This window comes from Streptomyces sp. NPDC002104 (assembly GCF_053593795.1).
Genome location: NZ_JBSFDF010000024.1, coordinates 59222 through 77066 on the forward strand (window position 1 = coordinate 59222; position 17845 = coordinate 77066).

Below are 17845 nucleotides of genomic sequence, written 5' to 3' on the forward strand. Positions count from 1 at the left end.
TGGGGAGCCGGCCATGGCGCTCGCGCAGCCCGAACCGGGCGGGGTGCTCGCTGGGCGTATCGATCCGCGGACCGACCCGCGGAGCGGACCGCTGCGCGGCACGCTCGCCACCACCGCCTGCATGGAAACCCTTCAGGTGGGATACCTGCACGCCGTCGTCGCCGCGGCGGGCTGCTCGCTGTCCCAGCCCTTTCCCGACAACGGCATCGACTGGCACGTCAGCCACGGCGCCCCCGAGCACGTCATCGACGACGAGGTGACCATCAAGGTCCAGCTCAAGGCGACCTACCAGATACCGCCCAGACCGGCCGGGCCCACCTTCGGCTTCACCCTCGACAACGAGCACCTGGTGAAGCTGGCCCGCAGCCCGGTCGCCGTGCACAAGATCCTCGTCGTGATGCTCGTCCCGCGGGAACGCGACCAATGGCTGAGCGCCGGACACGACCGGCTCGACCTGCGGCACTGCTGCTACTGGACCAATCTCGCCGGACACCCCGTGACCGGCCGGCGCCGGACCACCGTACGGATCCCGACCACGCGGATCTTCGACGACCGGGCGCTCTGCGAGATCATGACCCGGGTCGGGTCGGGAGGGACACCTTGATGAACTGGCAGTCACCGCACCTGGAGCCGCTCTCCTCACCGGAGTTCGCCGCGGGCGCCCCCGATCCCGCCCACGTCGATCCGCTCGTGCTCGGCGCGCTGCTGCACCGGCACGGCTGGCTGCGCCGCGGCGGCGCCGCCGGACGGTACGGACGCTGGACGCCGCCCGCCCCGTACGCCGCCGCGGGCAGCGGCGGCACCAGCCTCCTCGTCCCCGAGAGCCGGGCCTTCCCCGACTGCGCCGACCTGCTCGAAGAGGCGATCACCGCGCTCTCGCGCAGCGCGCTGCCGTCGGCGCGCGAGGTGCTGTACGGGCTCAGCGTGCCGAGCGACGAGATCCGCTGGGAACGCGAGATCCCGCGCGGGGCGTACGGACTCCAGGGCGAGGCCGACTGGACGGTCCAGGAGCAGCTCCGCTCGGCCGCCCGCCAGCTGCTCCTCGCCGGAGCCCTGGCCGACCGGGCCCGCGCCGGGTACTACGGTGCCCGGCACCGCGGCCAGGCGGAGCGGGCGCTGGACGGGGTCCTGGTCGGGCCGGCCCCGGGCGGGCGGCGGCTGACGGCGTACGTCCCCGTCGACGGGGGCCGGGGCACCGTGACCCGGCTGCACCACGCCCTGCACGCCGCCCGCGAGGCCGTGGACTACCAGCGGGCCACCGGCGGCATGGACGCCTTCGACGCGGCGGTCGAGGCCGGGGTGAGCCGGGAGCTCGCCGAGGCACTGATCTCGCTGGTCCACGGCTCGGAGGGGGCCCGGGTGGCCCTCGCGTGGGCCCCGGCGGCGGGGGTCCCGGCGGGGTGCGCGGCCCGGCCGGAGCCGGTGGAGTTCTCGCCCGGCGACCTCCCGGTGCTGCGGGAGGCGGCCGCGCGGTACACGCGGGACGAGCCGGCGGTGCCGGTCCGGGTGGCCGGGGCGGTGGTCCGGATGCGCCGCTCGGCCCCGGGCGGCGGGGGCACGGTCCGGCTGCGGGTCCTCGCCGGGGCGGAGATCCCGTACGTCCGGGTGGTGCTCGACGAGGAGTCGTACCGGGTCGCGGGCCATGCCCATCTGGTCGGCCTGCCGATCCGGGTCAGCGGGCGCTTGCAGCGCCGGGGCGGCTTCCGCCGCCTGACGGACGCGGCGGACGTCCGCCCGGTCCCCCTGGACGAGGTGGAGCGGGACCGGCTGATGAAGTCCCTGGACGAGTCCCTCGACGCCGGGGACGTGCTGCCGTCGGACGACTAGGGCGACTGGGGCGACTGGGGCGGCCAGGGCGACCGGGTCCGACCAGGACGGCCTAGACGTGCAGCTCGGCGGGGAATCCGGTCCAGCGCAGCTCGGCGGGCAGGTGCCGCATGTCGTTGGAGACGAGGACGGAGGCCGGCCGGCCGGGCGCGTACCGGATGACCGTGAGCGCGGCGTTGGCGTGGTTGAGACCGAGCCAGCGCCAGTGCGGCGCGTCCATGGCGTCCCGGACGAGCCAGGCGACCAGGAAGTTGTGGGTGACGACCAGCTCGTGCCGGTCCACGTCACCCTCCACCGGCCCGGTGAACCGGTCCAGCGCCTGCCGGGCGAGTGCTCCTCCGTGCTCCTGCTCCTCCTCGGTGGTACCGGCGAGGAAACGGAGGAAGAGGTCCGCGCAATCCGCCGGAAGCTCGTCCCGCGCCGGCAGGTGGGGGACGTAGTCGCCGGCCACGTCGGAGACGTGCAGGGGGACGTCCTCCAGCTGGTCGCCGATCAGGCGTGCGGTCTGCTCCGCCCGGGGCAGCGGGCCGTGGTGAACGGCCGCGAGAGGGACGTCACGCAGGCGCCGCCCGAGCAGCACGGCCTGCCGGCGGCCGCTCTCCGTCAGACCGCTCTCCTCCGACGCCGCCTCGCCGTGCCGCACCAGATAGAGATAACGGGTAGCCGTTCCGGTCATCACACAGTCCTCCGGATCCACAGACGATCTTGTCCATCCAGGGACGCCGCCCCCTCCGGCGGCGGTTCCCTCCCCCCTCCCGAAAAGGCGCCCGCCGGCGCCGCGGCGCCGCTGCCGGGGCTCCGACCCGGACCCCGCGCGGGCGCGGCCCGCGGGCCCGGGCGGTAACCGTTTAGCGGCGCAGCCACTCCGCTCGGTACGATTCAGGCGCGCAGTGTTCGCTCGCGCACCCCCTGAGTCAGGAGAGACCGGTGTCAGACGTCCGTGTGTTCATCCAACGCGATTCCGAGCGGGACGAGCGCGTGGTGGCCACGGGCACTACGGCGGCGGAGCTCTTCGCCGGCGAGCGCACCATCGTCGCCGCGCGCATCGCAGGTGAGCTGAAGGACCTCGCGTACGAGGTGAAGGACGGCGAGACCGTCGAGCCCGTGGACATCTCCTCTCCCGACGGCCTCGACATCCTGCGCCACTCCACCGCGCACGTCATGGCCCAGGCCGTGCAGGAGCTCTTCCCCGAGGCCAAGCTGGGCATCGGCCCGCCGGTCCGCGACGGCTTCTACTACGACTTCGACGTCGCGAAGCCCTTCACCCCCGATGACCTCAAGGCCATCGAGAAGAAGATGCAGGAGATCCAGAAGCGCGGCCAGCGCTTCGCCCGCCGCGTCGTCACCGACGAGGCGGCCCGCGAGGAGCTCAAGGACGAGCCGTACAAGCTGGAGCTCATCGGCATCAAGGGCTCGGCCTCGACCGACGACGGCGCGAACGTCGAGGTGGGCGGCGGCGAGCTGACCATCTACGACAACTTCGACGCCAAGACCGGCGACCTGTGCTGGAAGGACCTCTGCCGAGGCCCCCACCTGCCCACCACCCGCAACATCCCCGCGTTCAAGCTCATGCGCAACGCCGCCGCCTACTGGCGCGGCAGCGAGAAGAACCCGATGCTCCAGCGCATCTACGGCACCGCGTGGCCGTCGAAGGAGGAGCTGAAGGCCCACCTCGACTTCCTCGTGGAGGCCGAGAAGCGCGACCACCGCAAGCTCGGCACCGAGCTCGACCTGTTCTCCGTACAGGACGAGATCGGCTCCGGCCTGGCCGTCTTCCACCCGCGCGGCGGCGTCATCCGCCGCACCATGGAGGACTACTCGCGCAAGCGGCACGAGGAAGAGGGCTACGAGTTCGTCTACACCCCGCACGCCACCAAGGGCACCCTCTTCGAGAAGAGCGGCCACCTGGACTGGTACGCGGAGGGCATGTACCCCCCCATGCAGCTCGACGGTGGTACCGACTACTACCTCAAGCCCATGAACTGCCCGATGCACAACCTGATCTTCGACGCGCGCGGCCGCTCCTACCGCGAACTGCCGCTGCGCCTCTTCGAGTTCGGCACCGTGTACCGGTACGAGAAGTCCGGCGTCGTGCACGGCCTGACCCGCTCGCGCGGTTTCACCCAGGACGACGCGCACATCTACTGCACCAAGGAGCAGATGGCGGAGGAGCTCGACCGCACGCTGACCTTCGTGCTGAACCTGCTCCGCGACTACGGTCTGACCGACTTCTACCTGGAGCTGTCGACCAAGGACCCGGAGAAGTTCGTCGGCTCGGACGAGATCTGGGAGGAGGCCACCGCCACCCTCCAGCAGGTCGCCGAGAAGCAGGGTCTGCCCCTGGTCCCGGACCCGGGCGGCGCCGCGTTCTACGGCCCGAAGATCTCCGTCCAGTGCCGTGACGCGATCGGCCGCACCTGGCAGATGTCGACCGTGCAGCTCGACTTCAACCTGCCGGAGCGCTTCAACCTGGAGTACACCGGCCCCGACGGCACCAAGCAACGCCCGGTCATGATCCACCGTGCGCTCTTCGGTTCCATCGAGCGGTTCTTCGCCGTGCTGCTGGAGCACTACGCGGGCGTCATGCCGCCGTGGCTCGCCCCGGTCCAGGCGGTCGGCATCCCGATCGGCGACTCGCACATCGAGTACCTGCAGGAGTTCGCCGCCGAGGCGAAGAAGAAGGGCCTGCGCGTCGAGGTGGACGCCTCCTCCGACCGGATGCAGAAGAAGATCCGCAACCAGCAGAAGCTGAAGGTCCCCTTCATGATCATCGTCGGTGACGAGGACATGGCCGCGGGCACCGTCTCCTTCCGCTACCGCGACGGCTCGCAGGAGAACGGCGTCCCGCGCGACCAGGCGCTGGCGAAGCTCGTGGACGTCGTGGAGCGCCGCGTCCAGGTGTGACCGTGCTCACCGCACACGTGGGGTCGCCCCCGGGAAGTCTCACTTCCCGGGGGCTTCCTCGTCCTCCCGCCGGAAGGCCTGCAGCATCCAGGAGGAGAACGAACCCGTCACCGCGCCCAGCAGCGCCAGCCCGCCGGCCATCATGAACCCCGCGATGATCCGGCCCCCCGGGGTCACGGGGGCCATGTCCCCGTAGCCCACCGTCGTCAGCGTCTCGCACACCCACCACACCGCGTCCCCCAGCGTGAGGATCGTGGCGCCCGGGGCCTGGCGCTCGAAGTGGTGGACCCCGAGGGCGGCGGCGAAGCCGAGCAGTCCGGCCGACAGGCCCGCGTACGACATCACGCGCGCGTACAGGTTCCGGCGCGGGCGGTTGTAGCGGGCCTGGATCGCGTCGTGGACCTTGACCATGCGCAGCGGCCGCAGCAGCGGCAGCATCACGATCAGGGTGTCCAGCCAGTGCACGCGGACGAAGCGCAGCGGCCGCATGCGGCTCAGGACCAGCCGGGCCAGGTAGTCCACGACGAAACAGGCCCAGGTCACCACGACCATGCCGATGCCGATGTCCCGCCACAGGGGGTGGGCCCGGTAGGCCACCACGGAGAGCGTGTAGCCCGCGAGGAAGAGCAGGGAAGCGTAGAACAGCGGCAGCTCGGTCCGGCGCTCCCAGGCCTGGTCACCGGTATCGGGTGCATCGCTCATGGGCCCAGCATCGCGTCCCGCACAGCGGTGTTCGCCCCGGCGACACGCCGCCCGGGGCCAAGGTCATATGCTGCATCCCATGACGATTGAGCCGGAGCAGCAGATCGGTGTGGGCACGCAGGACGCGTTCCAGCGTCTGTGGACGCCCCACCGGATGGCCTACATCCAGGGGGAGAACAAGCCGACCGGGCCGGAGGCCGGGGACGGCTGTCCCTTCTGCGGGATTCCGGAGATGTCGGACCAGGACGGGCTGGTCGTCGCCCGGGGCCGGCACGTCTACGCCGTGCTGAACCTCTATCCGTACAACGGCGGCCACCTGATGGTCGTGCCGTACCGGCACGTCGCCGACTACACGGACCTGGACGCCGCCGAGACCCTCGAACTGGCCGACCTCACGAAGCGGGCGATGATCGCGCTGCGCAAGGCCTCCGGTGCGCACGGTTTCAACATCGGCATGAACCAGGGCCAGGCCGCCGGCGCCGGCATCGCCGCGCACCTGCACCAGCACATCGTGCCCCGCTGGGGCGGGGACACGAACTTCATGCCGGTCGTGGGCCACACCAAGGTGCTGCCCCAACTCCTCGCGGACACCCGCCAGATGCTCGCGGACGCCTGGCCCGTCGACTGAGGACGGGCCGCCGGGCCGGGCCGGGCGGGCATCCGCCCGGCCTCACGCGTCGTAGACGTCCGCCTTGCGCGGTGCGGCGTCCTGCACCATGCCGCTGACGATCATCGAGCGGTTGGTGAAGCGTTCGGTGTCGACCCCGTTCTCCTCCAGGACCCGCATCGCGGCGGTGTGCACCGCCCGCAGGACGGGGGTCGCGGCGCGCATCGCGTCGTCCGCCATGAAGCGGTGGCGCCACGGCTGGCCGGCCCAGACGTGCCGGACGCCGAAGGGCTCCGGGAGGACGAGCTTGCCGCCCAGGAAGTCCAGGAGCGGCGGGTACCAGGTGAGGGGCGCGCGCACGGCGAGGCGTACGACCTCGCTGGTGTCGACCACCGGCCGCTTGAGCTCCACGGTCTCCCAGAAGCGTACGGATTTGGCGACCTCGTCCACCGGCGCCGCCGATTTGGTGGTGAACAGGCCGTGCACCGGGCCGAGCGCGTGTCCGGTGACCTCCACGCGCAGGGTCTTGTAGAGCACGGTGACCGTGACCAGCATGGTGATCACCAGCTGGCCGTCCCAGAGCGGGTACTGGATGCCGAGGTAGTGCCGGTTGCCGGCACTGAACTGCTGCTCGTTGCAGATCCGGGTGATCTCGTGCGGCTTGACCAGGAAGGTGTCCACGTCCGCTCCGCTGGGGCGGGTCACCTCCTTCGCACCCTCACCGACCGGGGTGACGATCCAGTGCATGATCGACGCGGGCGGGAGGCCGCCGGTGTGCAGGGGGCCGCGCTCCAGCTTGCGCAGCTGGGTGTCGATCGCGCGTATGACGTCCCAGCTGCGGAACGGGTGGATCTCGGAGCCCTCGTTCTTCGGGACGAGCTCCTCGGCCAGCTGCCAGCTGCCCCAGCGCGTGCCCATGCCGAGTATGCCCTTGGGGCCCGCGTAGAAGACGGCGTTGCTGCGGTCCTCGGCGGTGAGCTTGGCCAGGGAGTGGCGCAGGTCCTCGCGGGCCTTCTCGTCGGGGTTGCCGGGGACGGCCTCCGGGATCTTGGCGGCCACCCCGCCGCCGCCCGCGAGGAGCCCGTCCCAGCGGGAGCGCAGGTCTTCGGCGGTGGCCTCGCAGAGCCGGCGGGCGAGGAACCAGCCGGCGACCGGGGCGATGACCATCGCGCGGACGTAGATGCCGAGGACGCCGGTCACCGGGAGCCGGAACATCAGGAAGGCGACCACCAGGCCCACGCCGACGAGGAGCGCCGTGCCCAGCCAGGAGGTTCCCCTGGCCTCGGAGGACGACAGGGCCTTGCGGGCCCAGAACAGTCCGAGCCACAGCAGCAGGCCGGGGAGGAACAGGACCCCGCAGACGAGCATGATCAGGCGGAGCTTGCGGTCGCGCTCCTTGCGGATGCGGGAGGCGGCCAGGCAGTGCTCGACGACGGTCTGCGGGTCGGCGCCGAAGGACTGGATGAGGGGTTTGCGGGTGGCCGGGATGGTGCGGGCCTCGACGGCGCGGCAGAAGGCCTCGCCGAGGTTGGGGGCGAGGAGGGAGATCTTGGCGGGTTTGACCACGGACTCGTGGTACTCGTTGTTGGCCTTGAGTATCTCGTCCAGCTTGGTGTCGCGTCCGCCGTCCCGGTAGGCGGCGGAGGCGAGGGCGTTGGTCGCGGCGGTCTGGCCGCCGCCGCCCTGGAGTGGGATCTGTGCCCCGGGCCTGAAGTCGAATCCGTCGTCCGCCACCGCTGCCCCCATCGCTGTGCGTCGTACTCGTGTACCTCGTGTGCGGGTCTGCCCGCGATGCCGCCCGCTCCGGGTGGTGTGGTCCGCCTGCTCGGTCCGCCCGCTCGGTCCGCCTGGTTGGTCTACCCGTTCGGTCTGCCCGTCTCACGCGCGGACGAGCCTATAGGCCGATTCCTCCCCATGGTGAGGGGACAGGCAAATGCCGCCCACCGCAAGCGGGTTGGGTGGGCGGCCGGGATGACGCTATGTCAGGTGGCTTCCCTTCTCGGACTGTTCGCGCAGCTTGTCCGCTATCTGCGGTGGCATCGGCTCGTGCCGGGCGTAGGTACGGCTGAACAGCCCCGTGCCGTGCGACACGGAGCGCAGCTCGACGGCGTACCGGCCGATCTCGATCTCGGGGATCTCGGCGAGGACCCGGGTGCGGCCGGTGCCCGCCGCGTCGGTGCCCACCACGCGGCCCCGGCGGCCGGCGAGGTCGCTCATGACGGGGCCCACGTACTCGTCGGGCACGAGGACGGCGAGCTCCGCGACCGGTTCGAGGAGCTGGACGCAAGCCCCTGCGGCGGCGGCCTCGCGCAGGGCGAGGGCGCCCGCGGTCTGGAAGGCGGCATCCGAGGAGTCCACCGAGTGGGCCTTGCCGTCGAGCAGGGTCACGCGTACGTCGACCAGCGGGTAGCCGGCCGCGAGCCCCCGGGCGGCCTGCGCCCGGACACCCTTCTCCACGGACGGGATGAACTGGCGCGGCACCGCTCCGCCGACGACCTTGTCGACGAACTCGATGCCGCTGCCCGGCGGCAGCGGCTCGACCTCGATCTCGCAGATGGCGAACTGCCCGTGCCCGCCGGACTGCTTCACGTGCCGCCCCCGGCCGCCCGCCTTGGCGCCGAAGGTCTCGCGGAGGCTGACCTTGTGCGGGACCGGGTCGACCTGGACCCCGTACCGGGTGCGCAGTCGTTCGAGGGCGAGGTCCTGATGGGCCTCGCCGAGGCACCACAGGACGAGCTGGTGGGTGTGCGGGTTCTGTTCGAGCCGCATGGTCGGGTCCTCGGCGACGAGCCGGGCCAGCCCCTGGGAGAGCTTGTCCTCGTCGGCCTTGCTGTGGGCCTCGATGGCGAGGGGGAGCAGCGGGTCGGGCATCGACCACGGCTCCATCAGGAGGGGGTCGTCCTTGGCGGAGAGGGTGTCGCCGGTCTCGGCGCGGGTGAGTTTGGCCACGCAGGCCAGGTCGCCGGCGACGCACTGGGCGAGGGTGCGCTGCTGTTTGCCGAAGGGGGAGGTCAGGGCGCCGATCCGCTCGTCCACGTCATGGTCCTCGTGCCCGCGGTCGGTGAGCCCGTGTCCGCTCACGTGGACCGTCTCGTCGGGGCGCAGGGTGCCGGAGAAGACGCGGACGAGCGAGACGCGGCCGACGTAGGGGTCGGAGGAGGTCTTCACCACCTCGGCGACGAGCGGTCCGCCGGGATCGCAGGTGACCGCGGGGCGGGCCGCGCCGTCGGGGGTGGTGACGCCGACGGGCGCGCGCTCCAGCGGGGTGGGGAAGGCGCCGGTGATCAGTTCGAGGAGTTCCACGGTGCCCAGGCCCTTGCGGGCGCCGTCGGCGGCGGGGGCGGCCATCAGGACGGGGTGGAAGGTGCCGCGGGCCACGGCCCGCTCCAGGTCGTCGACCAGGGTCTTGAGGTCGATGTCCTCGCCGCCGAGATAGCGGTCCATGAGGGTCTCGTCCTCGCTCTCGGCGATGATCCCCTCGATCAGCCGGGCGCGGGCGTCGGTGATGAGGGCGAGCTCGCCGGGGTCCGGGTCGCGTTCGACGCGGTCGCCGGAGGAGTAGTCGTACACGCGCTGCGAGAGCAGTCCGAGCAGTCCGGCCACCGGGGCGTGGCCGTCGGGGGCGGCGGGGCCGTGCAGGGGCAGGTAGAGCGGGCGCACGGCATCGGGGTCGTCCGCTCCGAAGGCGTCGCCGCACACCGTGGTCATCTGGGTGTAGTCGGCGCGGGCGGCTTCCAGGTGGGTCACGACGATGGCGCGCGGCATGCCGACGGCGGCGCACTCGTCCCAGACCATCCGGGTGGCCCCGGAGAGCCCGTCGCCGTCCTCGGCGGCCGAGACCACGAAGAGGGCCGCGTCGGCGGCGCGCAGCCCTGCCCGGAGCTCTCCGACGAAGTCGGCGTAACCGGGGGTGTCCAGGATGTTGATCTTGATTCCGGCCCACTCGACGGGGACCAGGGAGAGCTGGACGGAGCGCTGGCGGCGGTGCTCGATCTCGTCGTAGTCGGAGACGGTGGCGCCGTCCTCGACGCGCCCGGCCCGTTTCACGGCCCCGGCGGTCAGGGCCAGGGCTTCGACCAGGGTGGTCTTGCCGGATCCGCTGTGGCCGACCAGCACGACGTTGCGTACGGACGCCGGGTGGTCGGCCGTCGGTGCTCTGCCGGCGGCTCCGGATTGGTGCGATGCGGCTCCCACGATGCTCGTGCCTCCCGATTGGAGGGGATGGGGGAATTGGAGGGGATGGGGGAAAAGGCCTCCTTCGAGCTTTGCACTGCCGTCACACGGCGTCCATACGTCGTACCGGTGGCGCCGCCGGGGCGCTGGTGGAGGCGGAGACGGCCGGGAAGGGAGGCGGTGTCCGGAAACGTGCCCGGAAACATGCGCGGACAGGGCCCGGGGAACGTGGCGAACGGCCCGAGAACCGCCCGCGTCGTGTGAACCGGTGGGTGCGCGGCGCCGATGGCCCGGGGCCCTGGCTACGATGGGCCAGCCGGTGGCCGTGGTGGCCGTGCGGCCCAGCGACCCTCCGGGAAGGCCATGCTGAACAAGTACGCGCGTGCATTCTTCACGCGTGTTCTCACGCCATTCGCCGCTTTTCTGCTCCGGATGGGAGTGAGTCCCGACGCGGTCACCCTCATCGGCACGGCCGGAGTGGTGGCCGGAGCCCTGGTCTTCTTCCCCATGGGCGAGTTCTTCTGGGGCACGATCACCATCACGCTCTTCGTCTTCTCCGACCTGGTGGACGGGAACATGGCCCGCCAGGCCGGCGTCTCCAGCCGGTGGGGCGCGTTCCTCGACTCCACCCTCGACCGGGTGGCGGACGCGGCGATCTTCGGCGGACTCGCGCTCTGGTACGCGGGTTCCGGGAACAACAACGCGCTCTGCGCCGTCGCCATCTTCTGCCTGGCCAGCGGCCAGGTGGTCTCGTACACCAAGGCCCGCGGCGAGTCGATCGGGCTGCCGGTGGCCGTCAACGGGCTCATCGAGCGCGCCGAACGCCTGGTGATCACGCTGGTCGCGGCCGGTCTGTCCGGGCTGGAGACCTTCGGGGTCCCCTCGTGGATCGGCCTGCTGCTGCCGATCGCGCTCTGGGTGGTCGCGGCGGGCTCGCTCGTGACCCTCATCCAGCGCGTGGTGACCGTACGGCGGGAATCGGCGGAGGCCGACGCCGCCGCTGCCGCCGCCACTGCCGCGGGAACCCCCTCCGAAGGCGGTACGCCCTGATGGGCAAGGCACAGGACAAGCTGGTCGACGGGCTGTACGGACTCGGCTGGGCCGGGGTCAAGAAGCTGCCCGAGCCGGCCGCGGCGGCCCTCGGCCGGCGGATCGCCGACTTCACCTGGAAGCGGCGCGGCAAGAGCGTGCTGCGCCTGGAGTCGAACCTGGCCCGGGTGGTGCCCGGCGCGACGCCCGAGCGGCTGCGCGAGCTGTCGCACGCGGGCATGCGCTCCTACATGCGGTACTGGATGGAGTCCTTCCGGCTGCCGACCATGGCCAAGGAACGATTCAGCGCCGACGTGGAGATGAAGGACGACCACATCCTGCGCGAGGCCCTGGCCTCCGGGCGCGGGGTGGTCGTCGCCCTCCCGCACCTCGCCAACTGGGACCTCGCCGGCGCCTGGGCCGTCACCCACATCGGAGTCCCCTTCACCACCGTCGCCGAACGCCTCAAGCCCGAGACCCTCTACGACCGCTTCGTCGCCTACCGCGAGAGCCTGGGCATGGAGGTGCTCCCGCACAACGGCGGCGCCGCCTTCGGCACGCTCGCGCGCCGGCTGCGCTCCGGCGGGCTGGTCTGCCTGGTCGCGGACCGGGACCTGTCGGCCTCCGGGGTGGAAGTGGACTTCTTCGGCTCGGCGGCGCGCATGCCGGCCGGCCCGGCGCTGCTCGCCCAGCAGACGGGCGCCGTCCTCCTCCCGGCGACCCTGTACTACGGGGACGCGCCGAAGATGTACGGCCGGATCCACCCCCCGGTGGAGGTCCCGGAGCAGGGCACCCGGCAGGAGAAGACGGCCGTCATGACCCAGGCCGTCGCCGACGCCTTCGCGCAGGGGATCGCCGAACACCCGCAGGACTGGCACATGCTCCAGCGGCTGTGGCTGGAAGACCTGGAAGACCTGCACGGCCCGGACACCAGCGGCCGCGACGACGGCCGGCCCGAGGAGCGCTCCGCGTGAAGATCGGCATCGTCTGCCCGTACTCCTGGGACGTCCCCGGCGGCGTCCAGTTCCACATCCGGGACCTGGCGGAACACCTGATCGGCCTCGGCCACCAGGTGTCCGTCCTGGCCCCGGCGGACGACGAGACCCCGCTGCCCCCGTACGTGGTCTCGGCGGGGCGGGCGGTGCCGGTGCCGTACAACGGGTCGGTGGCCCGCCTCAACTTCGGCTTCCTGTCGGCCGCCCGCGTACGGCGCTGGCTGCACGACGGGGTCTTCGACGTGGTCCACATCCACGAACCCACCTCCCCCTCCCTCGGCCTGCTGACCTGCTGGGCGGCGCAGGGCCCGATCGTGGCCACCTTCCACACGTCCAACCCGCGCTCGCGGGCGATGCTCGCCGCGTACCCGATCCTGCAGCCGGCGCTGGAGAAGATCAGCGCCCGGATCGCGGTGAGCGAGTACGCACGGCGCACGCTGGTCGAGCACCTGGGCGGGGACGCGGTGGTCATCCCCAACGGCGTGGACGTGGACTTCTTCGCCAAGGCCGAGCCGAACCCGGACTGGTCGGGCCAGACCCTCGGCTTCATCGGCCGGATCGACGAACCCCGCAAGGGCCTGCCGGTCCTGATGGCGGCCTTCCCGCAGATCGTGGCGGCCTGCCCGGACGTACGGCTCCTGGTGGCGGGCCGCGGCGACGAGGAGGAGGCGGTCGCCTCCCTCCCGCCCGAACTCCGCTCCCGGGTCGAGTTCCTCGGCATGGTCTCCGACGAGGACAAGGCGCGGCTGCTGCGCAGCGTCGACCTGTACGTGGCCCCGAACACGGGCGGCGAGAGCTTCGGCATCATCCTGGTCGAGGCCCTCTCCGCGGGCGCCGCGGTCCTCGCGGCCGACCTCGACGCCTTCGCGCAGGTCCTGAACCAGGGGGAGGCCGGGGCCCTCTTCTCGAACGAGGACCCCGACTCCCTGGCGGCATCCGCGATCGCCCTCCTGCGCGACCCCGCCCGCCGCGAGGAACTGAGCACGAGCGGCTCCGCCCACGTACGCCGCTTCGACTGGTCGACGGTGGCGGCGGACATCCTGGCCGTCTACGAAACGGTGACCGACGGCGCGGCGGCGGTCGCGGAGGACGACCGGGTCCCCCTGCGCACCCGCCTGGGCCTCACCCGGGACACCTAGGCCGTCTCTTTCGGATCCTGCCGGGCCCGCGACGCCTGGCACGTCCGGCGCAGCGGGGCGCGCTCCGCGTCGAGAGGTAGAGTCGCGGCCCGTGATCGAAACCCTTGTCTGGATTGCCCTCGGCCTCGGCCTCGTCGGGGTCTACCTCAGTTGGACCGCCGGCCGGCTCGACCGGCTGCACTCGCGGATGGACGCCGCCCGCGCCGCCCTCGACGCGCAGCTGGTCCGCCGGGCCTCCGTGGTGCTGGAGGTCGCGACCTCCGGGGTGCTGGACCCCGCCTCCTCCCTCGTGCTGTACGAGGCCGCGCACGCCGCCCGGCAGGCGGAGGAGGAGCACCGCGAGGTCGCCGAGAGCGAGCTCAGCCAGGCGCTGCGCGCCGTCTTCGCCGATGCGGAGCAGGTCGACGCGCTCAAGGCGGCCCCGGGCGGGGCGGAGGCGGCCGAGGAGCTCGCGGCGGCCGTCCGCCGGGTGCCCATGGCGCGCCGGTTCCTCAACGACGCCGTCCGCGCGGCCCGCGCCCTGCGCCGGCACCGCAAGGTCCGCTGGTTCCGGCTGGCGGGTCACGCGCCCTTCCCGCTGGCCTTCGAGATGGACGACGAGCCGCCGGTGGATCTGGCCGAGCGGCCGTAACTTGTACCCCGTGGCCAAATCGCGAGGAGCCACCGGCTGCACATTGGCCCTTGCAGTGGACTGGTCGAGAGGGTTTCCTCGGTCCAGTACCGCTAGGTCGGTCCGCCGGGTCGGCCCGGCGATCGCCAGTAGCGCATGAATCTTCCTTCGAGTGAGGTCAATCCGTGAGCACGCTTCCCTCCACCCCGCAGTCCGAGTCGGCGATCGGCACCTCCCGCGTCAAGCGCGGCATGGCCGAGCAGCTCAAGGGCGGCGTGATCATGGATGTGGTCAACGCCGAGCAGGCGAAGATCGCCGAGGACGCCGGCGCCGTGGCCGTCATGGCCCTGGAGCGGGTTCCCGCCGACATCCGCAAGGACGGCGGCGTCGCCCGGATGTCCGACCCGAACATGATCGAAGAGATCATCGAGGCCGTCTCCATCCCCGTCATGGCGAAGTCCCGCATCGGCCACTTCGTCGAGGCCCAGGTGCTCCAGTCCCTCGGCGTCGACTACATCGACGAGTCCGAGGTCCTGACCCCGGCCGACGAGGTCAACCACTCCGACAAGTGGGCGTTCACCACCCCCTTCGTCTGTGGCGCCACCAACCTGGGCGAGGCCCTGCGCCGCATCGCCGAGGGCGCGGCCATGATCCGCTCGAAGGGCGAGGCCGGTACCGGCAACGTCGTCGAGGCCGTCCGCCACCTGCGCCAGATCAAGAACGAGATCGCCCGCCTGCGCGGCTACGACAACAACGAGCTGTTCGCCGCCGCCAAGGAGCTGCGCGCCCCGTACGAGCTGGTCAAGGAAGTCGCCGAGCTCGGCAAGCTCCCGGTCGTGCTGTTCTCCGCCGGTGGCGTCGCCACCCCCGCCGACGCCGCGCTGATGCGCCAGCTCGGTGCCGAGGGCGTCTTCGTCGGCTCCGGCATCTTCAAGTCGGGCGACCCGGCCAAGCGCGCCGCCGCCATCGTGAAGGCCACCACCTTCTACGACGACCCGAAGATCATCGCGGACGCCTCCCGCAACCTGGGCGAGGCCATGGTCGGCATCAACTGCGACACCCTCCCCGAGTCCGAGCGCTACGCCAACCGCGGCTGGTAGTCATCACCATGACGAACACCCCCGTTGACCCCGTCGTCGGGGTACTTGCCCTCCAGGGCGACGTACGGGAGCACCTGATCGCCCTGGCCTCGGCTGACGCCGTGGCCAGGCCGGTCCGGCGTCCCGAGGAGCTCGCCGAGGTCGACGCCCTGGTGATCCCCGGCGGCGAGTCCACGACCATGTCGAAGCTCGCCGTGCTGTTCGGCATGCTGGAGCCGCTGCGCGAGCGCGTACGGGCCGGGATGCCGGTCTACGGCACCTGCGCCGGCATGATCATGCTCGCCGACAAGCTGCTGGACGGCCGTGAGGACCAGGAGACCCTGGGCGGCATCGACATGATCGTGCGCCGCAACGCCTTCGGCCGGCAGAACGAGTCCTTCGAGGCGCAGGTCGACTTCGCGGGCATAGAGGGCGGACCCGTCGAGGGCGTCTTCATCCGCGCCCCCTGGGTCGAGTCCGTCGGCGGCGCCGCCGAAGTGCTCGCCACGTACGACGGTCACACCGTCGCCGTGCGCCAGGGCAATGTCCTCGCCACCTCGTTCCACCCGGAGCTCACGGGTGACGACCGGGTCCACGCGTACTTCGTCGACATGGTGCGCGCCGGGCTGTAACGGCGTCCCGGTAGGATCTGAGGCGAACATTGTTGGTGACGCGAAGGAGACAGGCAGATGTCCGGCCACTCTAAATGGGCTACGACGAAGCACAAGAAGGCCGTGGTTGACGCCAAGCGCGGCAAGCTCTTCGCGAAGCTGATCAAGAACATCGAGGTCGCGGCCCGTATGGGCGGCGCCGACATCGATGGCAACCCGACCCTTTTCGACGCCATCCAGAAGGCGAAGAAGAGCTCGGTCCCGAACAAGAACATCGACTCCGCGGTCAAGCGCGGCGGCGGCCTCGAGGCCGGCGGCGCCGACTACGAGACGATCATGTACGAAGGCTACGGCCCGAACGGCGTCGCGGTGCTCATCGAGTGCCTCACCGACAACCGCAACCGTGCCGCGTCCGACGTACGGGTCGCCATGACCCGCAACGGCGGTTCGATGGCCGACCCGGGCTCGGTCTCGTACCTGTTCAACCGCAAGGGCGTCGTGCTCCTGCCCAAGGGCGAGCTCTCCGAGGACGACGTCCTGGAGACGGTGCTCGAAGCGGGCGCCGAAGAGGTCAACGACCTCGGCGAGCAGTTCGAGATCATCAGCGAGGCCACCGACATGGTCGCGGTCCGTACCGCGCTCCAGAGCGCCGGCATCGACTACGACTCGGCCGACTCCAACTTCCTGCCGACCATGCAGGTCGAGCTGGACGAGGAGGGCGCGCGCAAGATCTTCAAGCTGATCGACGCGCTGGAGGACAGCGACGACGTCCAGAACGTCTTCGCCAACTTCGACGTCTCGGACGAGGTCATGGAGAAGGTCGACGCCTGATCCAGGCGCCCACCGCTCACAGCGTTCGGACAGCGGGCCGACGGGGACACACCCCGTCGGCCCGCTGCTTTGTCGGTGCCGCCCGATACCCTGCGAAGCTGCACGTACAGGAGATCGAAGAAGGGGGGGCGGGTGCGCGTACTCGGTGTCGACCCGGGTCTGACCCGATGCGGTGTCGGTGTGGTCGAGGGGGTGGCGGGCCGTCCCCTGACGATGCTCGGCGTGGGGGTCGTACGGACGCCCGCGGACGCCGAGTTGGCCAACCGGCTCGTCGGCATCGAGCAGGGCATCGAGGAGTGGCTCGACGAGTACCGTCCCGAAGTCCTCGCCGTGGAGCGGGTGTTCAGCCAGCACAACGTCAGTACGGTGATGGGCACCGCCCAGGCCAGTGCCGTCGCCATGCTGTGCGCCGCGCGCCGCGGCATACCGGTCGCGCTGCACACCCCGAGCGAGGTCAAGGCCGCCGTCACCGGCAGCGGGCGCGCTGACAAGGCGCAGGTCGGAGCCATGGTCACCCGGCTGCTGCGGCTGTCCGCCCCGCCCAAGCCCGCCGACGCCGCGGACGCCCTCGCCCTCGCCATCTGCCACATCTGGCGCGCCCCCGCGCAGAACCGCCTCCAGCAGGCCGTCAACCGGCATGCCAGCGCCCTGAAAGGCCGCACCACATGATCGCCTTCGTCAGCGGCCCGGTCGCCGCGCTCGCCCCCGCCCTGGCCGTCATCGAGGTCGGGGGAGTGGGCATGGCCGTGCACTGCACGCCGAACACCCTCGCGGGTCTGCGGACCGGCGAACCGGCCCGGCTGTCCACCTCCCTGGTCGTACGGGAGGACTCGCTGACGCTGTACGGCTTCGCCGACGACGACGAGCGCCAGGTCTTCGAGCTCCTGCAGACCGCGAGCGGCGTCGGCCCGAAGCTCGCCCAGGCGATGCTCGCGGTGCACAGCCCGGACGCGCTGCGCGTAGCCGTCTCGGTGGGGGACGAGAAGGCCCTGATGGCCGTCTCCGGCATCGGGAAGAAGGGCGCGCAGAAGCTCCTGCTGGACCTCAAGGACAAGCTCGGCGCGCCGCTGGGATCGAGCGGCATGGTCGGTGCGCAGCGCGCCGCGGCCTCCGGGCCCGCCCCGTGGTCGGAGCAGCTCTCCGCGGCGCTGGTCGGTCTCGGCTACGCGCCCCGGGACGCCGAGGACGCGGTCTCGGCCGTGACCCCCCAGGCGGAGGCCGCGATCGCCGAGGGCGGTTCGGCCCCGGTTCCGCAGCTCCTGAGGGCCGCCCTCCAGTCCCTGAACCGAGCCCGCTGACAGGTCCGGCGCCGCCCCGCGGGGCCGCCCGCACACGACG

17 protein-coding genes are annotated in these 17845 nt (G+C 71.6%); 13 read left to right on the top strand and 4 right to left on the bottom strand.

Annotation, left to right across the window (positions count from 1 at the left end; translation table 11 throughout):
- Positions 1–13 precede the first annotated feature (13 nt).
- Both ACWCP2_RS21150 and ACWCP2_RS21155 read left to right on the top strand, forming a co-directional pair.
- Positions 14–604, top strand: a complete 591-nt coding sequence (locus ACWCP2_RS21150; RefSeq protein WP_450910124.1) for a DUF4365 domain-containing protein — start codon at positions 14–16, stop codon at positions 602–604.
- Complete coding sequence (locus ACWCP2_RS21155; protein WP_450910125.1) at positions 604–1827, top strand: hypothetical protein; 1224 nt, start codon at positions 604–606, stop codon at positions 1825–1827. The genes ACWCP2_RS21150 and ACWCP2_RS21155 overlap by 1 nt, the downstream gene beginning before the upstream one ends.
- A 52-nt stretch (positions 1828–1879) precedes the next feature.
- On the opposite strand, the gene ACWCP2_RS21160 is transcribed toward ACWCP2_RS21155, so the two are convergent.
- Positions 1880–2503 carry a histidine phosphatase family protein gene (locus ACWCP2_RS21160; RefSeq protein ID WP_450910126.1) on the bottom strand — a complete coding sequence of 208 codons (624 nt, stop codon included), beginning with the start codon at positions 2501–2503 and terminating at the stop codon, positions 1880–1882.
- A 251-nt stretch (positions 2504–2754) separates the two neighbouring features.
- On the opposite strand from ACWCP2_RS21160, the gene thrS reads away from it, so the two are divergent.
- Positions 2755–4731, top strand: coding sequence for a threonine--tRNA ligase (thrS, locus tag ACWCP2_RS21165; RefSeq protein ID WP_450910127.1), 1977 nt, complete (start codon positions 2755–2757; stop codon positions 4729–4731).
- A 39-nt stretch (positions 4732–4770) separates the two neighbouring features.
- On the opposite strand, the gene ACWCP2_RS21170 is transcribed toward thrS, so the two are convergent.
- Complete coding sequence (locus ACWCP2_RS21170) at positions 4771–5433, bottom strand: potassium channel family protein (protein WP_450910128.1); 663 nt, start codon at positions 5431–5433, stop codon at positions 4771–4773.
- Between the two features lie 67 nt (positions 5434–5500).
- On the opposite strand from ACWCP2_RS21170, the gene ACWCP2_RS21175 reads away from it, so the two are divergent.
- A complete protein-coding gene (locus ACWCP2_RS21175; RefSeq protein WP_450910129.1) occupies positions 5501–6061 on the top strand; it encodes an HIT family protein in 561 nt (186 codons plus the stop codon).
- A gap of 42 nt (positions 6062–6103) precedes the next feature.
- Here the strand turns inward: ACWCP2_RS21175 and ACWCP2_RS21180 are convergent, their stop codons facing one another.
- Both ACWCP2_RS21180 and ACWCP2_RS21185 read right to left on the bottom strand, forming a co-directional pair.
- Positions 6104–7774: a hypothetical protein gene (locus ACWCP2_RS21180; protein ID WP_450910130.1), complete on the bottom strand. Its 1671-nt coding sequence runs from the start codon at positions 7772–7774 to the stop codon at positions 6104–6106.
- Between the two features lie 243 nt (positions 7775–8017).
- Positions 8018–10234: an elongation factor G-like protein EF-G2 gene (locus ACWCP2_RS21185; RefSeq protein WP_450910131.1), complete on the bottom strand. Its 2217-nt coding sequence runs from the start codon at positions 10232–10234 to the stop codon at positions 8018–8020.
- A gap of 342 nt (positions 10235–10576) precedes the next feature.
- Between ACWCP2_RS21185 and pgsA the strand changes: the two genes are divergently transcribed.
- The 9 genes from pgsA to ruvA all read left to right on the top strand — a co-directional run bounded on the left by pgsA (position 10577) and on the right by ruvA (position 17805).
- Entirely contained in the window at positions 10577–11263 is a 687-nt protein-coding gene (gene pgsA / locus ACWCP2_RS21190) for a phosphatidylinositol phosphate synthase (protein WP_450910132.1), read from the top strand.
- Positions 11263–12216, top strand: a complete 954-nt coding sequence (locus ACWCP2_RS21195; protein WP_450910133.1) for a phosphatidylinositol mannoside acyltransferase — start codon at positions 11263–11265, stop codon at positions 12214–12216. The genes pgsA and ACWCP2_RS21195 overlap by 1 nt, the downstream gene beginning before the upstream one ends.
- On the top strand, positions 12213–13376 hold the full coding sequence (locus ACWCP2_RS21200) for a glycosyltransferase family 4 protein (protein WP_450910134.1): 1164 nt from the start codon (positions 12213–12215) through the stop codon (positions 13374–13376). The genes ACWCP2_RS21195 and ACWCP2_RS21200 overlap by 4 nt, the downstream gene beginning before the upstream one ends.
- A gap of 91 nt (positions 13377–13467) precedes the next feature.
- Positions 13468–14007 (top strand): hypothetical protein, encoded by a 540-nt coding sequence (locus ACWCP2_RS21205; RefSeq protein WP_450910135.1) that lies wholly within the window; start codon positions 13468–13470, stop codon positions 14005–14007.
- 164 nt (positions 14008–14171) lie between these two features.
- Positions 14172–15086: a pyridoxal 5'-phosphate synthase lyase subunit PdxS gene (pdxS, locus tag ACWCP2_RS21210; protein WP_450910136.1), complete on the top strand. Its 915-nt coding sequence runs from the start codon at positions 14172–14174 to the stop codon at positions 15084–15086.
- 8 nt (positions 15087–15094) lie between these two features.
- On the top strand, positions 15095–15697 hold the full coding sequence (gene pdxT / locus ACWCP2_RS21215) for a pyridoxal 5'-phosphate synthase glutaminase subunit PdxT (RefSeq protein WP_266668838.1): 603 nt from the start codon (positions 15095–15097) through the stop codon (positions 15695–15697).
- A 57-nt stretch (positions 15698–15754) separates the two neighbouring features.
- A complete protein-coding gene (locus ACWCP2_RS21220; RefSeq protein ID WP_274547954.1) occupies positions 15755–16507 on the top strand; it encodes a YebC/PmpR family DNA-binding transcriptional regulator in 753 nt (250 codons plus the stop codon).
- 132 nt (positions 16508–16639) lie between these two features.
- Positions 16640–17176 (top strand): crossover junction endodeoxyribonuclease RuvC, encoded by a 537-nt coding sequence (gene ruvC / locus ACWCP2_RS21225; RefSeq protein WP_450910137.1) that lies wholly within the window; start codon positions 16640–16642, stop codon positions 17174–17176.
- A complete protein-coding gene (ruvA, locus tag ACWCP2_RS21230) occupies positions 17173–17805 on the top strand; it encodes a Holliday junction branch migration protein RuvA (protein ID WP_450910138.1) in 633 nt (210 codons plus the stop codon). Before ruvC ends, ruvA begins: the two co-directional genes overlap by 4 nt.
- Positions 17806–17845: the final 40 nt, after the last annotated feature.